The sequence below is a fragment of the Cellulomonas phragmiteti genome (assembly GCF_016862775.1).
GTDB classification, from domain to species: Bacteria; Actinomycetota; Actinomycetes; order Actinomycetales; family Cellulomonadaceae; genus Cellulomonas; species Cellulomonas phragmiteti.
The window spans coordinates 1-14,762 of sequence record NZ_BONP01000034.1 but is presented as its reverse complement, the minus strand read 5'-3'; the positions used below and the strand labels follow the sequence as shown (position 1 = coordinate 14,762).

14 protein-coding genes are annotated in these 14,762 nt (G+C 73.6%); 7 read left to right on the top strand and 7 right to left on the bottom strand.

What is annotated here, in order from left to right; genetic code table 11:
- Positions 1-27 precede the first annotated feature (27 nt).
- Positions 28-636, bottom strand: a complete 609-nt coding sequence (locus tag Cph01nite_RS17565; protein ID WP_239069346.1) for a superoxide dismutase family protein — start codon at positions 634-636, stop codon at positions 28-30.
- Positions 637-818: 182 nt separating this feature from the next.
- On the opposite strand from Cph01nite_RS17565, the gene Cph01nite_RS17560 reads away from it, so the two are divergent.
- Both Cph01nite_RS17560 and Cph01nite_RS17555 read left to right on the top strand, forming a co-directional pair.
- Positions 819-1,739, top strand: coding sequence for a phosphotransferase (locus tag Cph01nite_RS17560; protein ID WP_203676069.1), 921 nt, complete (start codon positions 819-821; stop codon positions 1,737-1,739).
- Positions 1,740-1,750: 11 nt separating this feature from the next.
- On the top strand, positions 1,751-2,263 hold the full coding sequence (locus tag Cph01nite_RS17555; protein ID WP_203676068.1) for a hemerythrin domain-containing protein: 513 nt from the start codon (positions 1,751-1,753) through the stop codon (positions 2,261-2,263).
- Positions 2,264-2,289: 26 nt separating this feature from the next.
- Here Cph01nite_RS17555 and Cph01nite_RS17550 read toward each other — a convergent pair whose 3' ends face one another.
- The 3 genes from Cph01nite_RS17550 to Cph01nite_RS17540 all read right to left on the bottom strand — a co-directional run bounded on the left by Cph01nite_RS17550 (position 2,290) and on the right by Cph01nite_RS17540 (position 5,454).
- Entirely contained in the window at positions 2,290-3,345 is a 1,056-nt protein-coding gene (locus Cph01nite_RS17550; RefSeq protein ID WP_203676067.1) for a hypothetical protein, read from the bottom strand.
- Positions 3,346-3,358: 13 nt separating this feature from the next.
- Positions 3,359-3,598: a hypothetical protein gene (locus Cph01nite_RS17545; protein WP_203676066.1), complete on the bottom strand. Its 240-nt coding sequence runs from the start codon at positions 3,596-3,598 to the stop codon at positions 3,359-3,361.
- A gap of 254 nt (positions 3,599-3,852) precedes the next feature.
- Positions 3,853-5,454, bottom strand: coding sequence for a fibronectin type III domain-containing protein (locus Cph01nite_RS17540; RefSeq protein ID WP_203676065.1), 1,602 nt, complete (start codon positions 5,452-5,454; stop codon positions 3,853-3,855).
- 378 nt (positions 5,455-5,832) lie between these two features.
- Between Cph01nite_RS17540 and Cph01nite_RS17535 the strand changes: the two genes are divergently transcribed.
- The 4 genes from Cph01nite_RS17535 to Cph01nite_RS17520 all read left to right on the top strand — a co-directional run bounded on the left by Cph01nite_RS17535 (position 5,833) and on the right by Cph01nite_RS17520 (position 10,101).
- Entirely contained in the window at positions 5,833-8,067 is a 2,235-nt protein-coding gene (locus tag Cph01nite_RS17535; RefSeq protein WP_203676064.1) for a glycoside hydrolase domain-containing protein, read from the top strand.
- 88 nt (positions 8,068-8,155) lie between these two features.
- Positions 8,156-9,460: a glycosyltransferase gene (locus Cph01nite_RS17530; protein WP_203676063.1), complete on the top strand. Its 1,305-nt coding sequence runs from the start codon at positions 8,156-8,158 to the stop codon at positions 9,458-9,460.
- A gap of 39 nt (positions 9,461-9,499) precedes the next feature.
- Positions 9,500-9,733, top strand: a complete 234-nt coding sequence (locus tag Cph01nite_RS17525; RefSeq protein WP_203676061.1) for a type II toxin-antitoxin system Phd/YefM family antitoxin — start codon at positions 9,500-9,502, stop codon at positions 9,731-9,733.
- Positions 9,730-10,101 (top strand): type II toxin-antitoxin system VapC family toxin, encoded by a 372-nt coding sequence (locus Cph01nite_RS17520; RefSeq protein WP_203676059.1) that lies wholly within the window; start codon positions 9,730-9,732, stop codon positions 10,099-10,101. The genes Cph01nite_RS17525 and Cph01nite_RS17520 overlap by 4 nt, the downstream gene beginning before the upstream one ends.
- Before the next feature lie 15 nt (positions 10,102-10,116).
- Here the strand turns inward: Cph01nite_RS17520 and Cph01nite_RS17515 are convergent, their stop codons facing one another.
- The 3 genes from Cph01nite_RS17515 to Cph01nite_RS17505 form a co-directional block, all read right to left on the bottom strand.
- Positions 10,117-11,082 (bottom strand): NAD-dependent epimerase/dehydratase family protein, encoded by a 966-nt coding sequence (locus tag Cph01nite_RS17515; protein WP_203676057.1) that lies wholly within the window; start codon positions 11,080-11,082, stop codon positions 10,117-10,119.
- A gap of 160 nt (positions 11,083-11,242) precedes the next feature.
- The gene (locus Cph01nite_RS17510) at positions 11,243-12,214 is read right to left on the bottom strand and encodes an LLM class flavin-dependent oxidoreductase (RefSeq protein WP_203676054.1); all 972 of its coding nucleotides are present in this window, start codon (positions 12,212-12,214) and stop codon (positions 11,243-11,245) included.
- Between the two features lie 36 nt (positions 12,215-12,250).
- Positions 12,251-12,883: a polysaccharide deacetylase family protein gene (locus tag Cph01nite_RS17505; protein WP_239069345.1), complete on the bottom strand. Its 633-nt coding sequence runs from the start codon at positions 12,881-12,883 to the stop codon at positions 12,251-12,253.
- A gap of 199 nt (positions 12,884-13,082) precedes the next feature.
- Between Cph01nite_RS17505 and Cph01nite_RS19270 the strand changes: the two genes are divergently transcribed.
- Positions 13,083-14,762 (top strand): choice-of-anchor L domain-containing protein (locus Cph01nite_RS19270; RefSeq protein WP_203676050.1); only part of this gene is annotated, 1,680 nt, incomplete at its 3' end.

Here is a 14,762-nt window from a genome sequence, read left to right as displayed (position 1 = left end):
CGGCGGGGCCCGGGCGGTGCGGGCGCGTCAGCCGCCGACGGCCCCGCACGCGACGCGCTCGCCGGCGTCACCGGTCCGCAGCGTGACGTCGTCCGGCCCGTCCGGTGCGTAGCGCTCCGGGATGTGCGCGAAGTTGTCCGGGCCGGCGTGGATCATCACCGCAGCGCCGTCGCCCTCCCGCAGGTCCGCGAGGGTCACCGCGTCGGTGCGGACGGTGAGCCGCGCAGCACCCGTGGAGTCGGCCAGCAGGGACGGCAGGTCGCCGGCGTGCGCGCCGTGGTCACCCTCGTCGGCCCCCAGGTGCCCGCCGGCGGACAGGAAGTCGCCGATGTTCGCCGGGTCCGCGGGGTCCGGGCTGTCCGGCTCGCACACCCCGACCGCGTGCAGGTGGAAGCCGTGGAACCCCGGCTCCAGGCCGCTGACCGCCACCTCGATCTCCAGCCCCCCGGCGTCGTCGGCGAGCCACACGGTCCCGACCTGGGCATTCGCCGCGTCGAACAGCGTCACCTCGAGGCGGTCGTCCTGCGGGGTCATGGCCGGTGTCGTCGCCTCGTCGGCGGCGACGGCCGGGTCGTCCTGCTGCGCCGCCGTCGAGCACGCCGTGAGTGCTGCTGCCGCCGCGATCGCGACGGACATGGTCCTGAGAGTGCCTCGCATCGTTCCCCCTGGTGTCGGTGCTCGGACCGTCCACCGTACGGACGGTCCGCGGACCTCGCCCGGCGGGCACGGCCGCACCCTGGCGCCGACCGGGCCGTCGCGGCAGGCTGGTCCCCCTCGCCCGCCACCGCGCAGGCACGCCCCGCGCCGAGGGAGGTCCCGTGCCCGCGCCCGTCGACGAGGTCCTGATCACGCCGGACGTCGTCGTCGCCCTGCTCACCGAGCAGCACCCCGACCTCGCCGGGCTGCCGCTGGGCCGTCGGCACGCCGGCTGGGACATGGCGATGTACCCGCTGGGCGACGAGCTCGCGGTGCGGCTGCCCCGGCGCGCGGCCGCGGTCGGGTCGATGACGACCGAGCTGCGCTGGGTCCGCCGGCTCGGTGCGGCGTGGACGTTCCCGACGCAGCAGGTCGTGCGGGCCGGTGCGCCCGGCGCCGGGTACCCGTGGCCCTGGGCCGTCGTGACCTGGCTGCCCGGCGTCACCGCCGCGCAGGAGCCGCTGCACGCGTCCGCCGGGCCGCCGCTGGGCCGCGCCCTCGCGCAGGTCCACGTGCCCGCCGCGCCCGACGCGCCGTACAACGACGAGCAGTCGGTCCCGCTGGCCGCCCGCGCCCACGCGGTGCTGCGCTCCCTCGCCCACGTCGAGGAACGCGCCCCCGCACGCGGCCTGCGGCTCGACCGCGAGCGCGCCGACCGCCTCTGGGCGGACGCGCTCGCCGCGCCCGTCGACGTGCCCCGCACCTGGATCCACGCGGACCTGCACCCGCACAACCTGCTGAGCGTCGACGGGCAGCTCGGCGGCATCCTCGACTGGGCGGACATCGCCGAGGGCGACCCCGCGACCGACCTGGGGTTCCTGTGGCTGGCGCTGCCGGCGTCCGGGGTCGCGGCCGCGCTGGACGCGTACGGCGGGGTCTCGGCGGCGACGGCGGCGCGCGCGCACGGCACGGGGCTGGCGCTGGCCGCGGGCTGGGCGCAGTGGGACGAGGACGCGACGCGGGAGATCGGGTGGCGCGCGCTGGCGGAGCTGGGCGTGGTGCGGCCCGGCGCACCCTCGACCGGGGCACCCGCACGCCGGTAGCGTCGCCACGGATGGCCACCCCCGACCACGACCGGCTGATCGCCTGGGACCGCGAGCTGCGCGCCGTGCACGCACGGCTGCGCGACAGCCTGCAGATCGCCCGCGAGGCCGTCGAGGACGCGACGGACGCCGCAACCCCGGCGCTCTCCCGCGACGTGCTGCTGTTCTGCACGGGCTTCTGCGCCGCGCTCGAGGGCCACCACCGCGGCGAGGACCGCGTCGTCTTCCCCGGGCTGCTGGCGGTCGCGCCGGAGCTGCGCGACGTCCTCGACCAGCTGGTGCGCGACCACGCCATGCTGTCGCACCTGCTGGGCGAGCTGCAGCGCGCGGTCGACGCGGGGCAGGCCGCCGGCGCCCACGACCGGGCGGCGCTGCAACGGCACCTCGACGGCATCGAGGCCGTCATGGAGACGCACTTCCGGTACGAGGAGAAGCGCCTGCTCCCCGTCCTGGCGGGCCTGGCGCTGGACGCGACGCCGCGCGACGCGCTGGGGCCGTTGGCGTCGGACGTCGACGCGGGCTGACGCGCCGGCGTTGCGGGGCCGACCGCCTACGGCTCGGGCCACCCCTCGGAGTCCGCTGCGACGAGGTGCCCGCCGAGGGACTCGGCACACCCGCGCAACCGATCCTCGATGCGCATCCACGTCTCGGCGGTGCCACCGCCGGCCGGCTCGACGGACAACGCCCGCAGAGCCCCGCGCGCGACGACCGTCTCGACCACGACGGTGCCCTCGGGGTCGACCAGCTGGGTCCCGTCCTGCAGCAGCTGGCGAGGACCCACGGGCCGACCGTCGTCCAGCGCCAGACCGAGCTCGGCCAGCACCGCCGCCACCGTGTCCACCGGCAGAGCCGCGAACTGCCCGGGGTCGTCCAGGCCAGCAGCAGGACCGACCGCCAGCAACAGGTCGACACCGAAGTCATCGCCCGACGACCCGTCCGACCCCGCCGTGGTGGATGAGGCCGGATACAGGACCGTCAGCGGACTGATGGCGAGGGCGTCCGGAACCGGCGCGCCGAGGTGGGCGAGGTAAGGCTCGAGGACTGATGCTTCCCGCTGCTGACTGCGCGGCCGCCGCGCCCGGGGGATCTCATCCGAGACCCTGGTGCGCAACCGGGAGGGGTCCGGGTCCTGCCCGCGCTTCTGGAGTCCCGCGACGAGGGAGAGCACATGCACGGCCGTCCCGTCGCTCATGCGGATCACCGGTTCCTGATGGCGTGCCATGCGGATGCGGCCCGTCTGCAACCACAGGTCCCACCGCGCTCCGGGGTCGATGCGCCTTAGGACCAGCTCGATGTAGTGCTCGAGCCCTTCGAGCATGACCATGCGGCGTCGCTGCAGATCTGCTGTCCCCGGGGCCGCGTGCGCGACGATCAAGGGCTCGTGGAGCGGCGGCACCGCGGTCGGTGTATCCAGGTACCCCGATGCCTCGATGCCACAGAACCAATCCCACATCGGCACCAAGCTCTCGAGCGACGCATCCATCTCGCCGAGTGGCCCGCCGGTTCTGAGCATGCGGTGCGCGAGCTGCGCCAGCCGAAGCACCGCTCGCGCCTCGATGTAGCGCACAAGCTCCTGCGCTTGCTCGTTCGTCAGGGTGTCGTACACGTGTCGTCCAGTCCTACGCGGTGATGTGAATGTAGTACGGAATATTGTAGTGATTAAGCGCGTCGAGGATCTCCTGCGACGGTCCCACCATCCCGGTCGTACCGCTCATAAAGAAATGCCAGACCACCTCGCTAACGTTGTCATCTCGCACTCTGATGGCGGCATCTCGCTCGATCTGCTTAAGTGCGCGCTCCGTTACGAAACCCTCCTTTGCCTCGTGCAGTATCACGGCAAGCGGGTTGTTCGGGTCCACCTGGATTCCGTCGGGGAACCGACACCGAAATTTGACCAGGTAGCACTTTGTGCGCCACTTTGAGGGGGGTCCAATCTGGTTACGCATCCACCTTTCGGCACTCTTCCCGCGGTCAGCAAAAACCAAGGGAGGCCGACTTGAGCCGAACGGGGACTGCCGCATCAACTGCGGGCTGTTGAATATGCGAAGGAGGTGCTCAATGTCGTTGAAAGCAACGAGCTCAGCAATACGTGCGTCGGCGAGTCCGTATCTCTTCAAGTTCGAATGCAGCGCTGGTTCGACGCGCTTGAGCATATCGATTGTTGCCTCGACATTTTCGTTGGCTCGGGCCCACTGCAAGTAGCGCGCAGCGGTTCTCTCGGCCTTCGAGAGACGTGGCGAAATCCGTGCGAACTCGGCGGACCCTCGACAAGGAGCGTCGCCCCGCCTGGATGCGCGGTCAGGACGTACCCGGTGGGCCAGGAGCCTCCGTAGAACGTGGGCGCTTGCCACGACAGGGTGAGCGCGCCATCACCTAGACGCACCTGCACGTCGGTGGGCGAGCCTGGTGTCGTGATCGGCCGGAACTCGACGCTCGCTGGGTCACTCGCGCCGAGTGCTGTGTGCGCTCGGACGAACGCTCGGTAATCCTGACCGAACTCGAGATGCTCGATCGTGGCAGTCCGGAGCGACGTCGTCACAGGCGCGAAGGGCGCGTAGTACGGGCTGGCCGTCACGCTGTAGTGGTCGATGGGCGAGTCGCCAGGGTCGACCGGGGCGTCCCACGTGAGCTCGGCGATGGTCTGGCGCGGCTCGAGCGTGACGTGGACGTTCTGCGGAGCAGCGGCCACGGCCGGAGCGACGGTGGCGGTTATCGGTCGGCTGGGTTGACTGACGCCGGCGTCGTTGCGAGCGGTGATGCTGATCGCGTAGTCACCAGCCGGCAGGTGATCGAGCCGAGCGCTGCGTGCGTCCCCGGAGACCGTGACGGTGTGACCACCCGGGGTCGCTGTGACTGTGTAGTCGACCACTGGGTACGGGTCAGCAGAGTGTGCGGCGTACCAATGCACTTCGGCACCGCGTCGGGCACTGAAGGCGGCACGGGCGATGGGCGCGGTCGGGGGCGCGACGACCAACAGTGTCCGCAACTCGGTCCAGTCCGACTGGGAGACGCCGTCCCACGCGAGAACCTGCCAGCGGTACTCGTACGCGCCGCCGGAGGCCGGCGCGGGGAACGTGAAGGTGGTGATGCCAGAGGCATCGCTCGGCGCGCTGCCCGCCCCGTCGGCGATGAGGTTGCCCCACTGATCCTCCACGCGGAAGACGCCACGAGAAGGCAGGACGCTCGTTTCGAGGTGAGCGCTCAGCGTCACGTTCGCGTCAGTCACGTGACCATCGGCCGCAGGGCCGGAAGGTGTCGGCACGTCCGGAGCCGGAGCGACGAGCAGAGCAAGGGCGTCGCTCCATGGTCCGTACGCCTGACCTTCGGCATACCCGGCACGTGCGAACACCTCATACGTGGCCCCAGGCTGAAGAACGCCAGTCCCGGGCGCCCACTGCGCTGTGACGCAGCCGGGCGTCCCTGTCTCGCCGGTCAGGTCGGTCTCGGCGACCACGACGCCCCCAGGCGACCGCGCCTCGAGGGCGAAATCGTACGGCCATCCTTCTGGAGGCTCGGTCAAGTCCTCGAGACAGGAGTGCACGCCGAACGACGGATCTGTCCGGGTCGAGACCCGCACACCACCCTCGGTGAATGCCTCGTCGGCCATCCACAGGGACGGTGTGGGGAGGTCCACAACGACCTCTGCTGGTGGCGAGGTCGGCAGGGCCGCTGCGGGCGGCACGACGCTCCAGCTCATGGAGAGCAGCACAGCCATGGCAGTCCACCAAGACGTCGTGCCTGACAGCCGATCGGTCAGTCGTTCGCTCTGCAAGGTCGCCCCCCAGCATCCAGATGTCGGAACCCGGGTGGAGGCTCTCGCACCCGGTCCGTCGCGCCTAGCCCGTCAGGGCGAAGTACACCCGTTCGCCACATCTTCGGCCGGGCCTGTCCGCCGCCTCCGGGCTCGGACCGTGACCTTCCGGCAACACGCCCGACACACCGCGCTCGTACCGTCGCCGCACCGGCCCGGCAGGGGCGGCACGGCACCACCCACGAGCGATGGACAGCGGGGTCCGTGCGCGTCACGCTGGGCGGACCCGGCCCACCGGGTCGTGCAGGACACGCAGAGGTCGCGACGACGAGGAGGGCCGGGATGTTCGACCACGTCGACCCCTTCATCGGCACCGACGCGACCGACCTGCCGACGCCCAGCGGGCTGGCCTCGACCTGGTGGTGGCCCAAGCCGCAGGTCGGCAACACCCACCCGGGCGCGACGTACCCGTTCGGCATGGTCTCGGCATGCGCGTACTCCGGGGCCTACCCGACGGGGTACGGGCGGTACGACCTGTCGACCGAGGGCCTGCCGCCGGTGCTGCACGACAGGCTCGTGGCCAGCGGGTTCACGCACTTCCAGCAGTCCGGCACGGGCGCGATCCGCAAGTACTACAACTACTTCCGCGTCACCCCCATGCTCGGCCCGCTGGACGACCTGGGCCGCACGTGGGAGATCGTCGAGGAGCACGCGGAGCCCGGGTACTACGCGGCGACGCTCGCGTCGGGCATCCGCGCCGAGATCACGGTCGGCCCCAAGTCCGCGGTGCACCGGTACACGTTCCCCGCGCACCACGACGCGCGCCTCGTCATCGACTTCTCCCTCGGCGGGCTGGACATCCCGTACGGCCGGACCATCCCGCTGCGCGCGCACCTGGCGTCCGTCGGCCCGGGGTGCGCGGAGGGCGAGATCGTCGTGGAGGGCGCGCCGCTGGCCGTGCGGGTCGAGTGCGACACGCAGCAGTGGCGCCAGCTGCTCTGGTACGACCGGCGCCTGATGCCCGGGGGCACGCGCCTCGACTTCGACCGGATCCGGCCCACCACGTTGCGTCCGTTCGGCCTGATGTGGGCGGGGCCGACCGAGCCGGGGCAGGTCGTCGAGCTGCGGTTCGGGTTCTCGCTGCGGGGCGTGGCGCAGGCCGCGACGACGCTCGAGCGCGAGTGCGGCCCGGACCCGCGCCACTCCTTCGAGCGGCGACGCGCGACGACGCAGGGCGTGTGGCGCGAGCACCTCGGCAAGGTGCAGGTCGACACCCCGTCGTCGGACAAGGCGACCGTGCTCGGCACGGCGCTGTACCACTCGCTCATCAAGCCGTGCCTCGCCCCCGACGAGTCGCCGTTCTGGCCCACGCCCGGCCCGTTCGCGTTCGACCTGTCGACCATGTGGGACATCTACCGCACGCACCTGCCGCTGATGACCGCGCTGTTCCCCGGCCGGGCCGTCGAGCTGGCGAACGCGCTGCTGCAGATCGCCGAGGAGGAGGGCAACCTGCCCATCGGCTACCGCATGGCGCGCGGCGCGGACCGCTTCAGCCGGCAGGGCTCGGCCCTCGCGCACACGTTCCTCGCGGACCTGTGCGCCCTCGGCCTGCCGGGCGTCGACTGGGACTGGGCGCTGGTGCACATGCACGACGACCTGCGCCGCACGTACGGCGAGGAGTTCCTGCTGCACGGGCGCACGCACCCCATCAGCCACACCCTGGACCTCGCGTTCGGGTACTGGTGCTCGGCGATCGTCGCGGGGCGGGTGGGCGACCTGACGCTCGTCGAGCAGTTCGGCCCCCTGGCCGCGCGCTGGTCGAACGCCTACGACCCGGCGACGGGCCTGCTCGTGGACTCGACGTACTACGAGGGCGGACGCTGGAACTACTCGTTCCGCCTCATGCACGACATGGCCTCGCGCATCGCCCTGGCCGGCGGCGACGCGCCGTTCACGGACATGCTCGACACGTTCTTCGGGTTCGGCGCCGACCCCGTCAAGCAGCCCGGGCTGGCCCCCGACGTCGCGGAGATGGCCGCCGGGTACGCGCTGCACCGGTTCGAGGGCCTGAACAACGAGCCCGACATGGAGGCCCCCTGGGCGTACATGTACGCGGGCCGCCCGGACCGCACGGCGCAGGTCGTCCACGACGTCGTGCAGCAGCAGTTCGGCACGGGTCGCGGCGGGCTGCCCGGCAACGACGACTCCGGCGGGTTGTCGTCCTGGTACGTGTGGGCGACGCTGGGGCTCTTCCCCGTCGCGGGGCAGAACCTGTACCTGCTCAACGCGCCCGCGTGGCGCGAGGCACGCATCGACGTGGGCGGCCGGCCGCTCACGGTGGAGACGACCGGATTCGTCGAGCCCGAGCCCGGCGGTCCGGCCCAGCACGTGCAGTCCGTCCACCTCGACGGTGTCCCGCTCGACCGCCCGTTCCTCACCGGCGGCGAGCTGCACTCCGGGGGGCGGCTGCGCATCGGCCTCGGCCCGGAACCGTCCGGGTGGGGCACGCAGCACCGACCACCCAGCGCGCCCGCGCCGCACGTCGACGTCCCGCTCCCCCGCCTCGCCCGCCCCTGACCCGGGCTGGATCGCACTCCCACCGCACGGCACCACCCCTCTCCGCCGGGAGAGGTCACTCCAGCACCGACCCCGAGAGGACGACGCCGTGGACACCACCGCCGCCCGCCCCGACCGCCGCCTCGTCATCGTGGTGCGCGCCGACCCGGTGATCTGCGGTCACTCGGGCGAGGCCCGCAATCTCGCCGAGGCCGCGCTGCAGCGGGGCTTCGACGAGGTCCGGATCGTCACCTGGCCGATCGACCGGCTGCAGCAGGCGGGCCTGCCGCTCAAGCCGCTGGACGGCGTGATGCCGTACTCCCCCGGGATCGTCGTCGAGCGCCCCGAGCCCGTCGGCGACTACAAGGTCCCCGACGGGCGGTACCTCGCCGGCCTCACCGGGCGCCTCGTCGAGCTGTTCACCGACGGCGTCCCGACGGTCGCGATGTCCCTGTACCTGTCCCCGCACGCCACGGCCGTCGCCGACGCGGTCGCCGTCGCGCGGCGCACCGGGCTGCCGGTGAACGTGGTGACGGTGGCCGAGGCCGTCGGCTCCGACGTCACGAACGTCGTGCGCGCGTGCGTCCAGGAGGACCGGTTCGGCGCCGCGGCCCACGTGCTCGCGCAGTACCTGTCGCACGACGTGGTCCTGGCCGTGTCCCAGTACACGCGCGACCTCATCGTCACCGAGGCCGCCGCGATCGACGCCCTGCGCGGCACCCGGTTCGCCCAGCAGTGCGCCGAGCGCGTCGCCGTCTCCTACCCCGCGATCGACGTGGGCACGTACCTGCAGCGCGACGAGGACGAGACGGACCGCGTGCTCGCGGACCGCGGCCTGACGCGCGACGGGTACGTCCTGTACCTGTCGCGGCTCGCGCACGCCAAGGGCGTCGACGACCTCATCGACGGCTACGTGCGCTCCGGTGCCCCGGCCGCGGGACGCCGCCTCATCATCGCCGGCGGCGGCCCGCAGGCCGATGAGCTGCGCGCGCACGCCGCCGGCACCCCCGTCGCGGACCTCATCACGTTCCTGCCCGACGTGACCGACGACGAGAAGGGCCACCTCATGGCCGGCTGCACGGCGTTCGTGCTGCCGTCCAAGCCGCGCCCGGAGTTCGTCGAGACGTTCGGGATCGCCCTGGTCGAGAAGATGCTGTCCGGCGGCGGGCCCGTCATCACCACCGCCACCGGGGGCATCGGCGAGGCCGTCGGGGACACCGCGATCATCGTCCCCGTCGACGCCCCCGACGCGATCGCCGCCGCCCTCGACGACGTCCTGGCGATGGACCGCGCCGAGCGAGCCGCGTGGTCCGAGCGGGCCCGGGAGTACGCGCTGCAGTTCGACCGCGGGGTGGTGCTGGACCGGATCCTCGACCGGGTCACCGCCCTGAGCCGGGAGGCCGTGCCCGCGTGAGGCGTTGACCCACCCGCCAACTCTGGTCAGACTGGTCAGATGGAGCCCGTGAGCATCTACGACGCCAAGACGCACCTGTCGCGGCTCGTCGCGCGCGCGGAGCACGGCGAGGAGACGGTCATCACCCGGCACGGTCGGCCGGTGGCGCGCATCGTGCCGATGCCCCCCCGGCCGCTCGTCCGCACGCCCGGCGCGCTGCGCGACCGCCTCACGATCGCGCCCGACTTCGACGACTTCACCGACGAGGACGCGCGGGACTGGTACGGGGCGTGAGGCTGCTCGCCGACACCCACGTCCTCCTGTGGTGGCTGGCTGACGACCCTCGCCTGCCCGCCCGGCACCGGGACGTCCTGGCCGACGGGGGCACCGAGGTGCTGTTCTCCTCCGTCAGCATCGCGGAGATCGCCATCAAGTCCTCGCTCGGGAAGCTTGAGGCGACGGACGACATCGCCGGGGCCCTGGAGCAGGGAGGCTTCCTCGAGCTGCCCTTCACGTCGAGGCACGCCACCCTGCTGGGCACCCTGCCGTGGCACCACCGCGACCCGTTCGACCGGATGCTGGTCGCGCAGGCCGTGGCCGACGGGCTGACGATCGCGAGCGTCGACGCGCACGTGGCGTTGTACGACGTGCGGGTGCTCTGAGCCGGCGGCGCTCCCTCACACCGGCACGTCGCGCAGCACCGCCGCCTCCTCGTCGGCCGTCAGCCCCGAGCGGCGCGGCCGGTCCACCCCGCGCGCCACCTCGTCGGCCAGCACGCGGGTGACGGTGTCGCGCAGCGGCCGTAGCGTGCCGCCGGCGGCGAGGTAGGCCGACCCGTCGCGCAGCGCGAACCCCGCGTCCGCGGACGGCAGCCACAGCGGCAGCGACCGCGGGCCCGCCCAGTACCGGACGTCGTGGGTGAGTAGGGTCGCGTCGTCGACGGGCACGAGCTCGCACGGCGCCCCGGCCACCTCGCGCACGGTCGCGAGCAGGTCCGCCAGCAGGACGGGAGCGCCGACCGCGTTGACGACGCCCGTCGTGCCCGCGCGCCCGGCGGCGACGAGCCAGGTCGCGAGGTCGGCGACGTCGATGACCTGCGCGTACCGCCCCTGCGGCGTCGGCACCAGCACCCGGCCCCCGCGGTGCAGCCGCGCCGGCCAGTAGCCGAACCGGTCCGACGGGTCGCCGGGTCCGACGACCAGGCCGGGCCGCGCGGCGAGCAGCCGGTCCCCGAGGCGCGCGGCGCTCGCGCGCTCGGCCGCGACCTTGGCGTCCGGGTAGTCGGCGAGGTCCCGCGGCTCGACGAGCGCCGCGGACTCGTCGGCCCCGGGCTCGTCGTTGCGGGCGTACACCGACACGCTGGACACGAGCGTCCAGTGCTGCGCCCGGTCCGCGAGCGCGTCCAGCGCCGGGACGACGAGGTCCGGCTCGTACGCGATCTCGACGACCTCGTCCCAGTCGCCGGTGAGCGCGTCGTACGCGCCGGGGTCGCGCCGGTCGGCACGCACGAGGCGGGCGCCGGTCGGCACCGCACCCGACGTGCCGCGCGCGAGGCACACCACCTCGGCGCCGTCCGCGACGGCCACGCGGGCGACCTCCGCCCCGAGCCACCCGGTCCCGCCCAGCACCAGCACGCGTCGCATGCGCCCAGTCAACCGTGCCCGTCCGGGAGCAGGAGCCGGGGACGTCGGCCGCACGTCCCGACATCGGGGACCACCCCGCCGCGAGACCGGGCTGGGGTCGGTCACCGCGGGGGGGTGGACGATCTGAGCCCGGTCTCGCGGGCGGTGGGTCCGGCCGGCGTCAGACCGCGGCTGCCGGCAGCACCCTGGCCAGGTCCTCCAGCGCCGCGAGCGGGTCCGGGGCCGTCGGGAACAGGACGCACGTGGTCGCGCCGACCTCGCCGCGGGCCGCGACCCGCTCACGGACGCCGTCGGGCGTCCCGGCGAGCGCGAGCTCGCGCACCCACGCGTCGGGCAGGGCGGCGGCGAACGCCTCGGGTGACGTGCAGCGGGCGCGCAGGTCGGCCAGGTCGGCGGCGAACGGCAGGGGCGCGACGTGCGGCGCCCAGTCGGGCTCGCCGATCCACGCCAGGCCCGGGCGGGCGCGCTCGAGCGCGCGGGCCTCGTCGTCGTCGACGGCCGCGACGTCGTACGTCACGACGCGGGTCCCGGGGGCCGCGACCTGCGCGACGGCCGCCCGCACGTACGCCGGCGCGCACGGCTCGGCGAGCACGACGCCCTCGGCGACCCGGCCGGCCGCGGCGAGCGACCGCGGCCCGCGCACCCCGAGCAGCACGTCCGGCACCACGTCCGGCACGGACGACGGGTCGAGCGCGACACCGTCGAGCACGACCGGGGCGTCGGGTGCGGTCGTCACGGTCTCGCCGCGCAGCAGCGCGCGTAGCGCGCGGGTGTACGCCTCGAGGTAGGTCAGCGGGCGCGCGGGCCACCTGCCGACCGACCGCATCCAGTCCGGCATCCCGTGGCCGACACCGAAGGTCACGCGCCCGGGGAACATGCCCGCCAGGGTGGCGGCGTCCATCGCGGCGAACGCGACGTCGCGCGCGGCGGCGGGCAGGATCCCGATGCCGACGTGGATCCGCTCGGTCGCGGCGAGCACCGCCGCGGCCTGCGCGGCACCGCCCCGGAACCCGAGGTCCTCCACGACCCACAGCTCGTCGAAGCCGAGGTCCTCGGCGCGGCGGGCGTGCGCGAGCACGCGGTCGGCGGGCAGGTCACGTGGCAGGAGCACCCCGAGGGACGGCGTCGTCATGGGAACATCCTGCAGGATCCGCCGGGCACCGCGCCCTCACCGGCGCGCCGGGTGCGCGGGGGGCACCGTGAAGGTCCACCCCGCCGCGCGCAGCGTCGGGATCACCCGCGCGACGGCCTCGACGGTCGCGCTGCGGTCGCCGCCGCCGTCGTGCAGCAGCACGACGCCCCCGGGCTCGACGCCCCCGAGGCGCTCGACGAGCACGTCGGCGGGCGGCGCCGGGTCCCAGTCCTCGACGGCGAGCTGCCACTCGAGCGCGCGCATGCCGAGGTCCGCGGCGACCCCGACGGTCCGCCCCCAGCGCCCGAACGGCGCGCGGAAGAGCGGTACGGGCACCCCGGGGACGACCGCGTGGATCGCGTCGAGGGTGCGCTGCAGGTCGGCCCGCACCGCGTCGGGCTCCCACTCCCCCAGGTCGTCGTGGCGGTAGGAGTGGTTGGCCAGCACGTGCCCGGCGGCGACGGTGCGACGCACGAGGTCCGGGTGCGCCTCGACCTGCACGCCGACGAGGCAGAACACCGCGCGGACCCGCTCGCGGTCCAGCAGGTCGAGCAGGTCCGCGGTGTGCGGCGGCCAGGGGCCGTCGTCGAAGGTCAGGGCGACGGTGGGCGACGCGGGGCCGGTGGCCACGTGGCGGATGACGTCGGGGTCGGTCGGGGTGCGCTCCACACGGGCATCCTCGCCGCCGCAACCGTGGGACGTCGAGCGGCCGGGGGTGCGCCCTGCACGGCGGTGCGCGGCACGTACCGAGGCAATCCGGTCGCTGCAGGACGTAGGTCCCGCGGACCGCTCGACTTGACGCTCAGGGTGCCGATCCTTGTCGACGGTGCCCATCGGTGGGCCCCACCGCCGACAGGAGGACACGCCCATGCGCGTGCGCAGGATCGCCTCGACCACCACCACCCTCGCCCTGGTGGCGGGAGGGTCCCTCTGGGCGGCTGTGCCCGCGTCCGCGGCGACAGCCCCGGACCTGGCCGCCGCGATCTTCGCGACCCCCTCGGTGGTGACGTCGTCGAGCCTGAGCGCGCCGTCGGGCGCCACGACGGCGGTGCGCTCCGACCCGGTCGCGGGCTTCCCGAGCCGCGCCGGCGGGTCCTACGCGGTGCTCTCGACGGGGGCGGCGTCCGCCCTGACCGCCGGCCCGCAGAGCACGACGGCGAACACCGGCTACTCGTCGGTCGCCACGCGCGGCGGCGCCTACGACGTCACGACGCTCGAGGTCACGCTCGACGTCCCCGCCGGGATCAACTGCCTGCTGGGCGTCACCTTCCGCTTCCTCACGGACGAGTTCCCCGAGGAGGTCGGCTCGGTGTACAACGACGCGTTCATCGCCGAGGTCGGGGCGAGCACGTGGTCGATCAACGCGGACAGGTCGATCAACGCGCCGAACAACTTCGCGTTCGACGCCTCGGGCAACCCCATCACCCTCAACGCGGGCCTGTTCTCCGGTGCGAGCGCCGCGGGCGAGGCCGCCGGGACGATCTACGACGGCGCGACGCCGCAGCTGACCGCGCAGGTCCCCCTGGCGGGCGGCGCGCAGCAGAAGCTGTTCTTCACGATCTTCGACATGGGTGACTCGGCGGTCGACTCGGCCGTGCTGATCGACAACCTGCGCATCGGCACGGTCGACGACCCGGACGCGCAGTGCCGCCGGGGCGCGACCACCAACCCGACGCAGATCCGCGTGTCGGCGACGCCGCCCACGCAGCTCGACACCTTCGGCACCGCCGACGACACGTACACGATCCCGACCACCGACGGCGTCGCGTACGCGGTCGACGGCGCGCCCGTCGCCGCGGGCACGTACCCCGCCACCGGCACCGTCGTCGTCACCGCGACCGCCCTGGCCGGGTACGAGCTGTCCGGGCCGACGCAGTTCACCCTGGTCTACACGGACCTCATGGAGGCCACCGCCGTCGAGCCCACCTGGGACGACGCGTACGGCACGGCCGACGACACGTACACGATCCCCCAGGTCACGGGCGTGCAGTACGCCGTCGACGGCACACCCGTCGCCGCGGGCACCTACCCCGCGTCGGGCACCGTCACGGTCGACGCCTCGGCGACCGCCGGCTACGGCCTGAGCGGCCCCACGCAGTTCACGCACACCTTCACCGACATCCGCCAGGCCACCGCCGTCGAGCCCACCTGGTCCGACGCGTACGGCACGGCCGACGACACCTACACCATCCCGTCGGTCACCGGCGTGCAGTACTCCGTCGGCGGCACCCCTGTCGCCGCGGGCACCTACCCCGCGTCGGGCACCGTCACCGTCGACGCCACCGCGACCGCCGGCTACGTCCTGAGCGGCCCCACGCAGTTCACTCGGACGTTCACCGACATCCGCCAGGTCAGCGCCACCGAGCCGACGTCCGTGGACACCTACGGCACGGCCGACGACACGTACACGATCCCCGAGGTCACCGGCGTGCAGTACGCGGTGGACGGCGACCCGGTCGTCGCCGGGACCTACCCCGGCGCGGGCACCGTCGTGGTCACTGCCACCGCGACCGCCGGGTACGAGCTGACCGGCCCGTCGGAGTTCAGC

Bases quoted from the DNA above. Each gene is read 5' to 3' on its own strand.
- Cph01nite_RS17565 (WP_239069346.1), bottom strand. From the start codon at position 636: ATGTCCGTCGCGATCGCGGCGGCAGCAGCACTCACGGCGTGCTCGACG.
- Cph01nite_RS17555 (WP_203676068.1), top strand. From the start codon at position 1,751: ATGGCCACCCCCGACCACGACCGGCTGATCGCCTGGGACCGCGAGCTG.
- Cph01nite_RS17540 (WP_203676065.1), bottom strand. From the start codon at position 5,454: ATGGCTGTGCTGCTCTCCATGAGCTGGAGCGTCGTGCCGCCCGCAGCG.
- Cph01nite_RS17535 (WP_203676064.1), top strand. From the start codon at position 5,833: ATGTTCGACCACGTCGACCCCTTCATCGGCACCGACGCGACCGACCTG.
- Cph01nite_RS17525 (WP_203676061.1), top strand. From the start codon at position 9,500: ATGGAGCCCGTGAGCATCTACGACGCCAAGACGCACCTGTCGCGGCTC.
- Cph01nite_RS17515 (WP_203676057.1), bottom strand. From the start codon at position 11,082: ATGCGACGCGTGCTGGTGCTGGGCGGGACCGGGTGGCTCGGGGCGGAG.
- Cph01nite_RS17510 (WP_203676054.1), bottom strand. From the start codon at position 12,214: ATGACGACGCCGTCCCTCGGGGTGCTCCTGCCACGTGACCTGCCCGCC.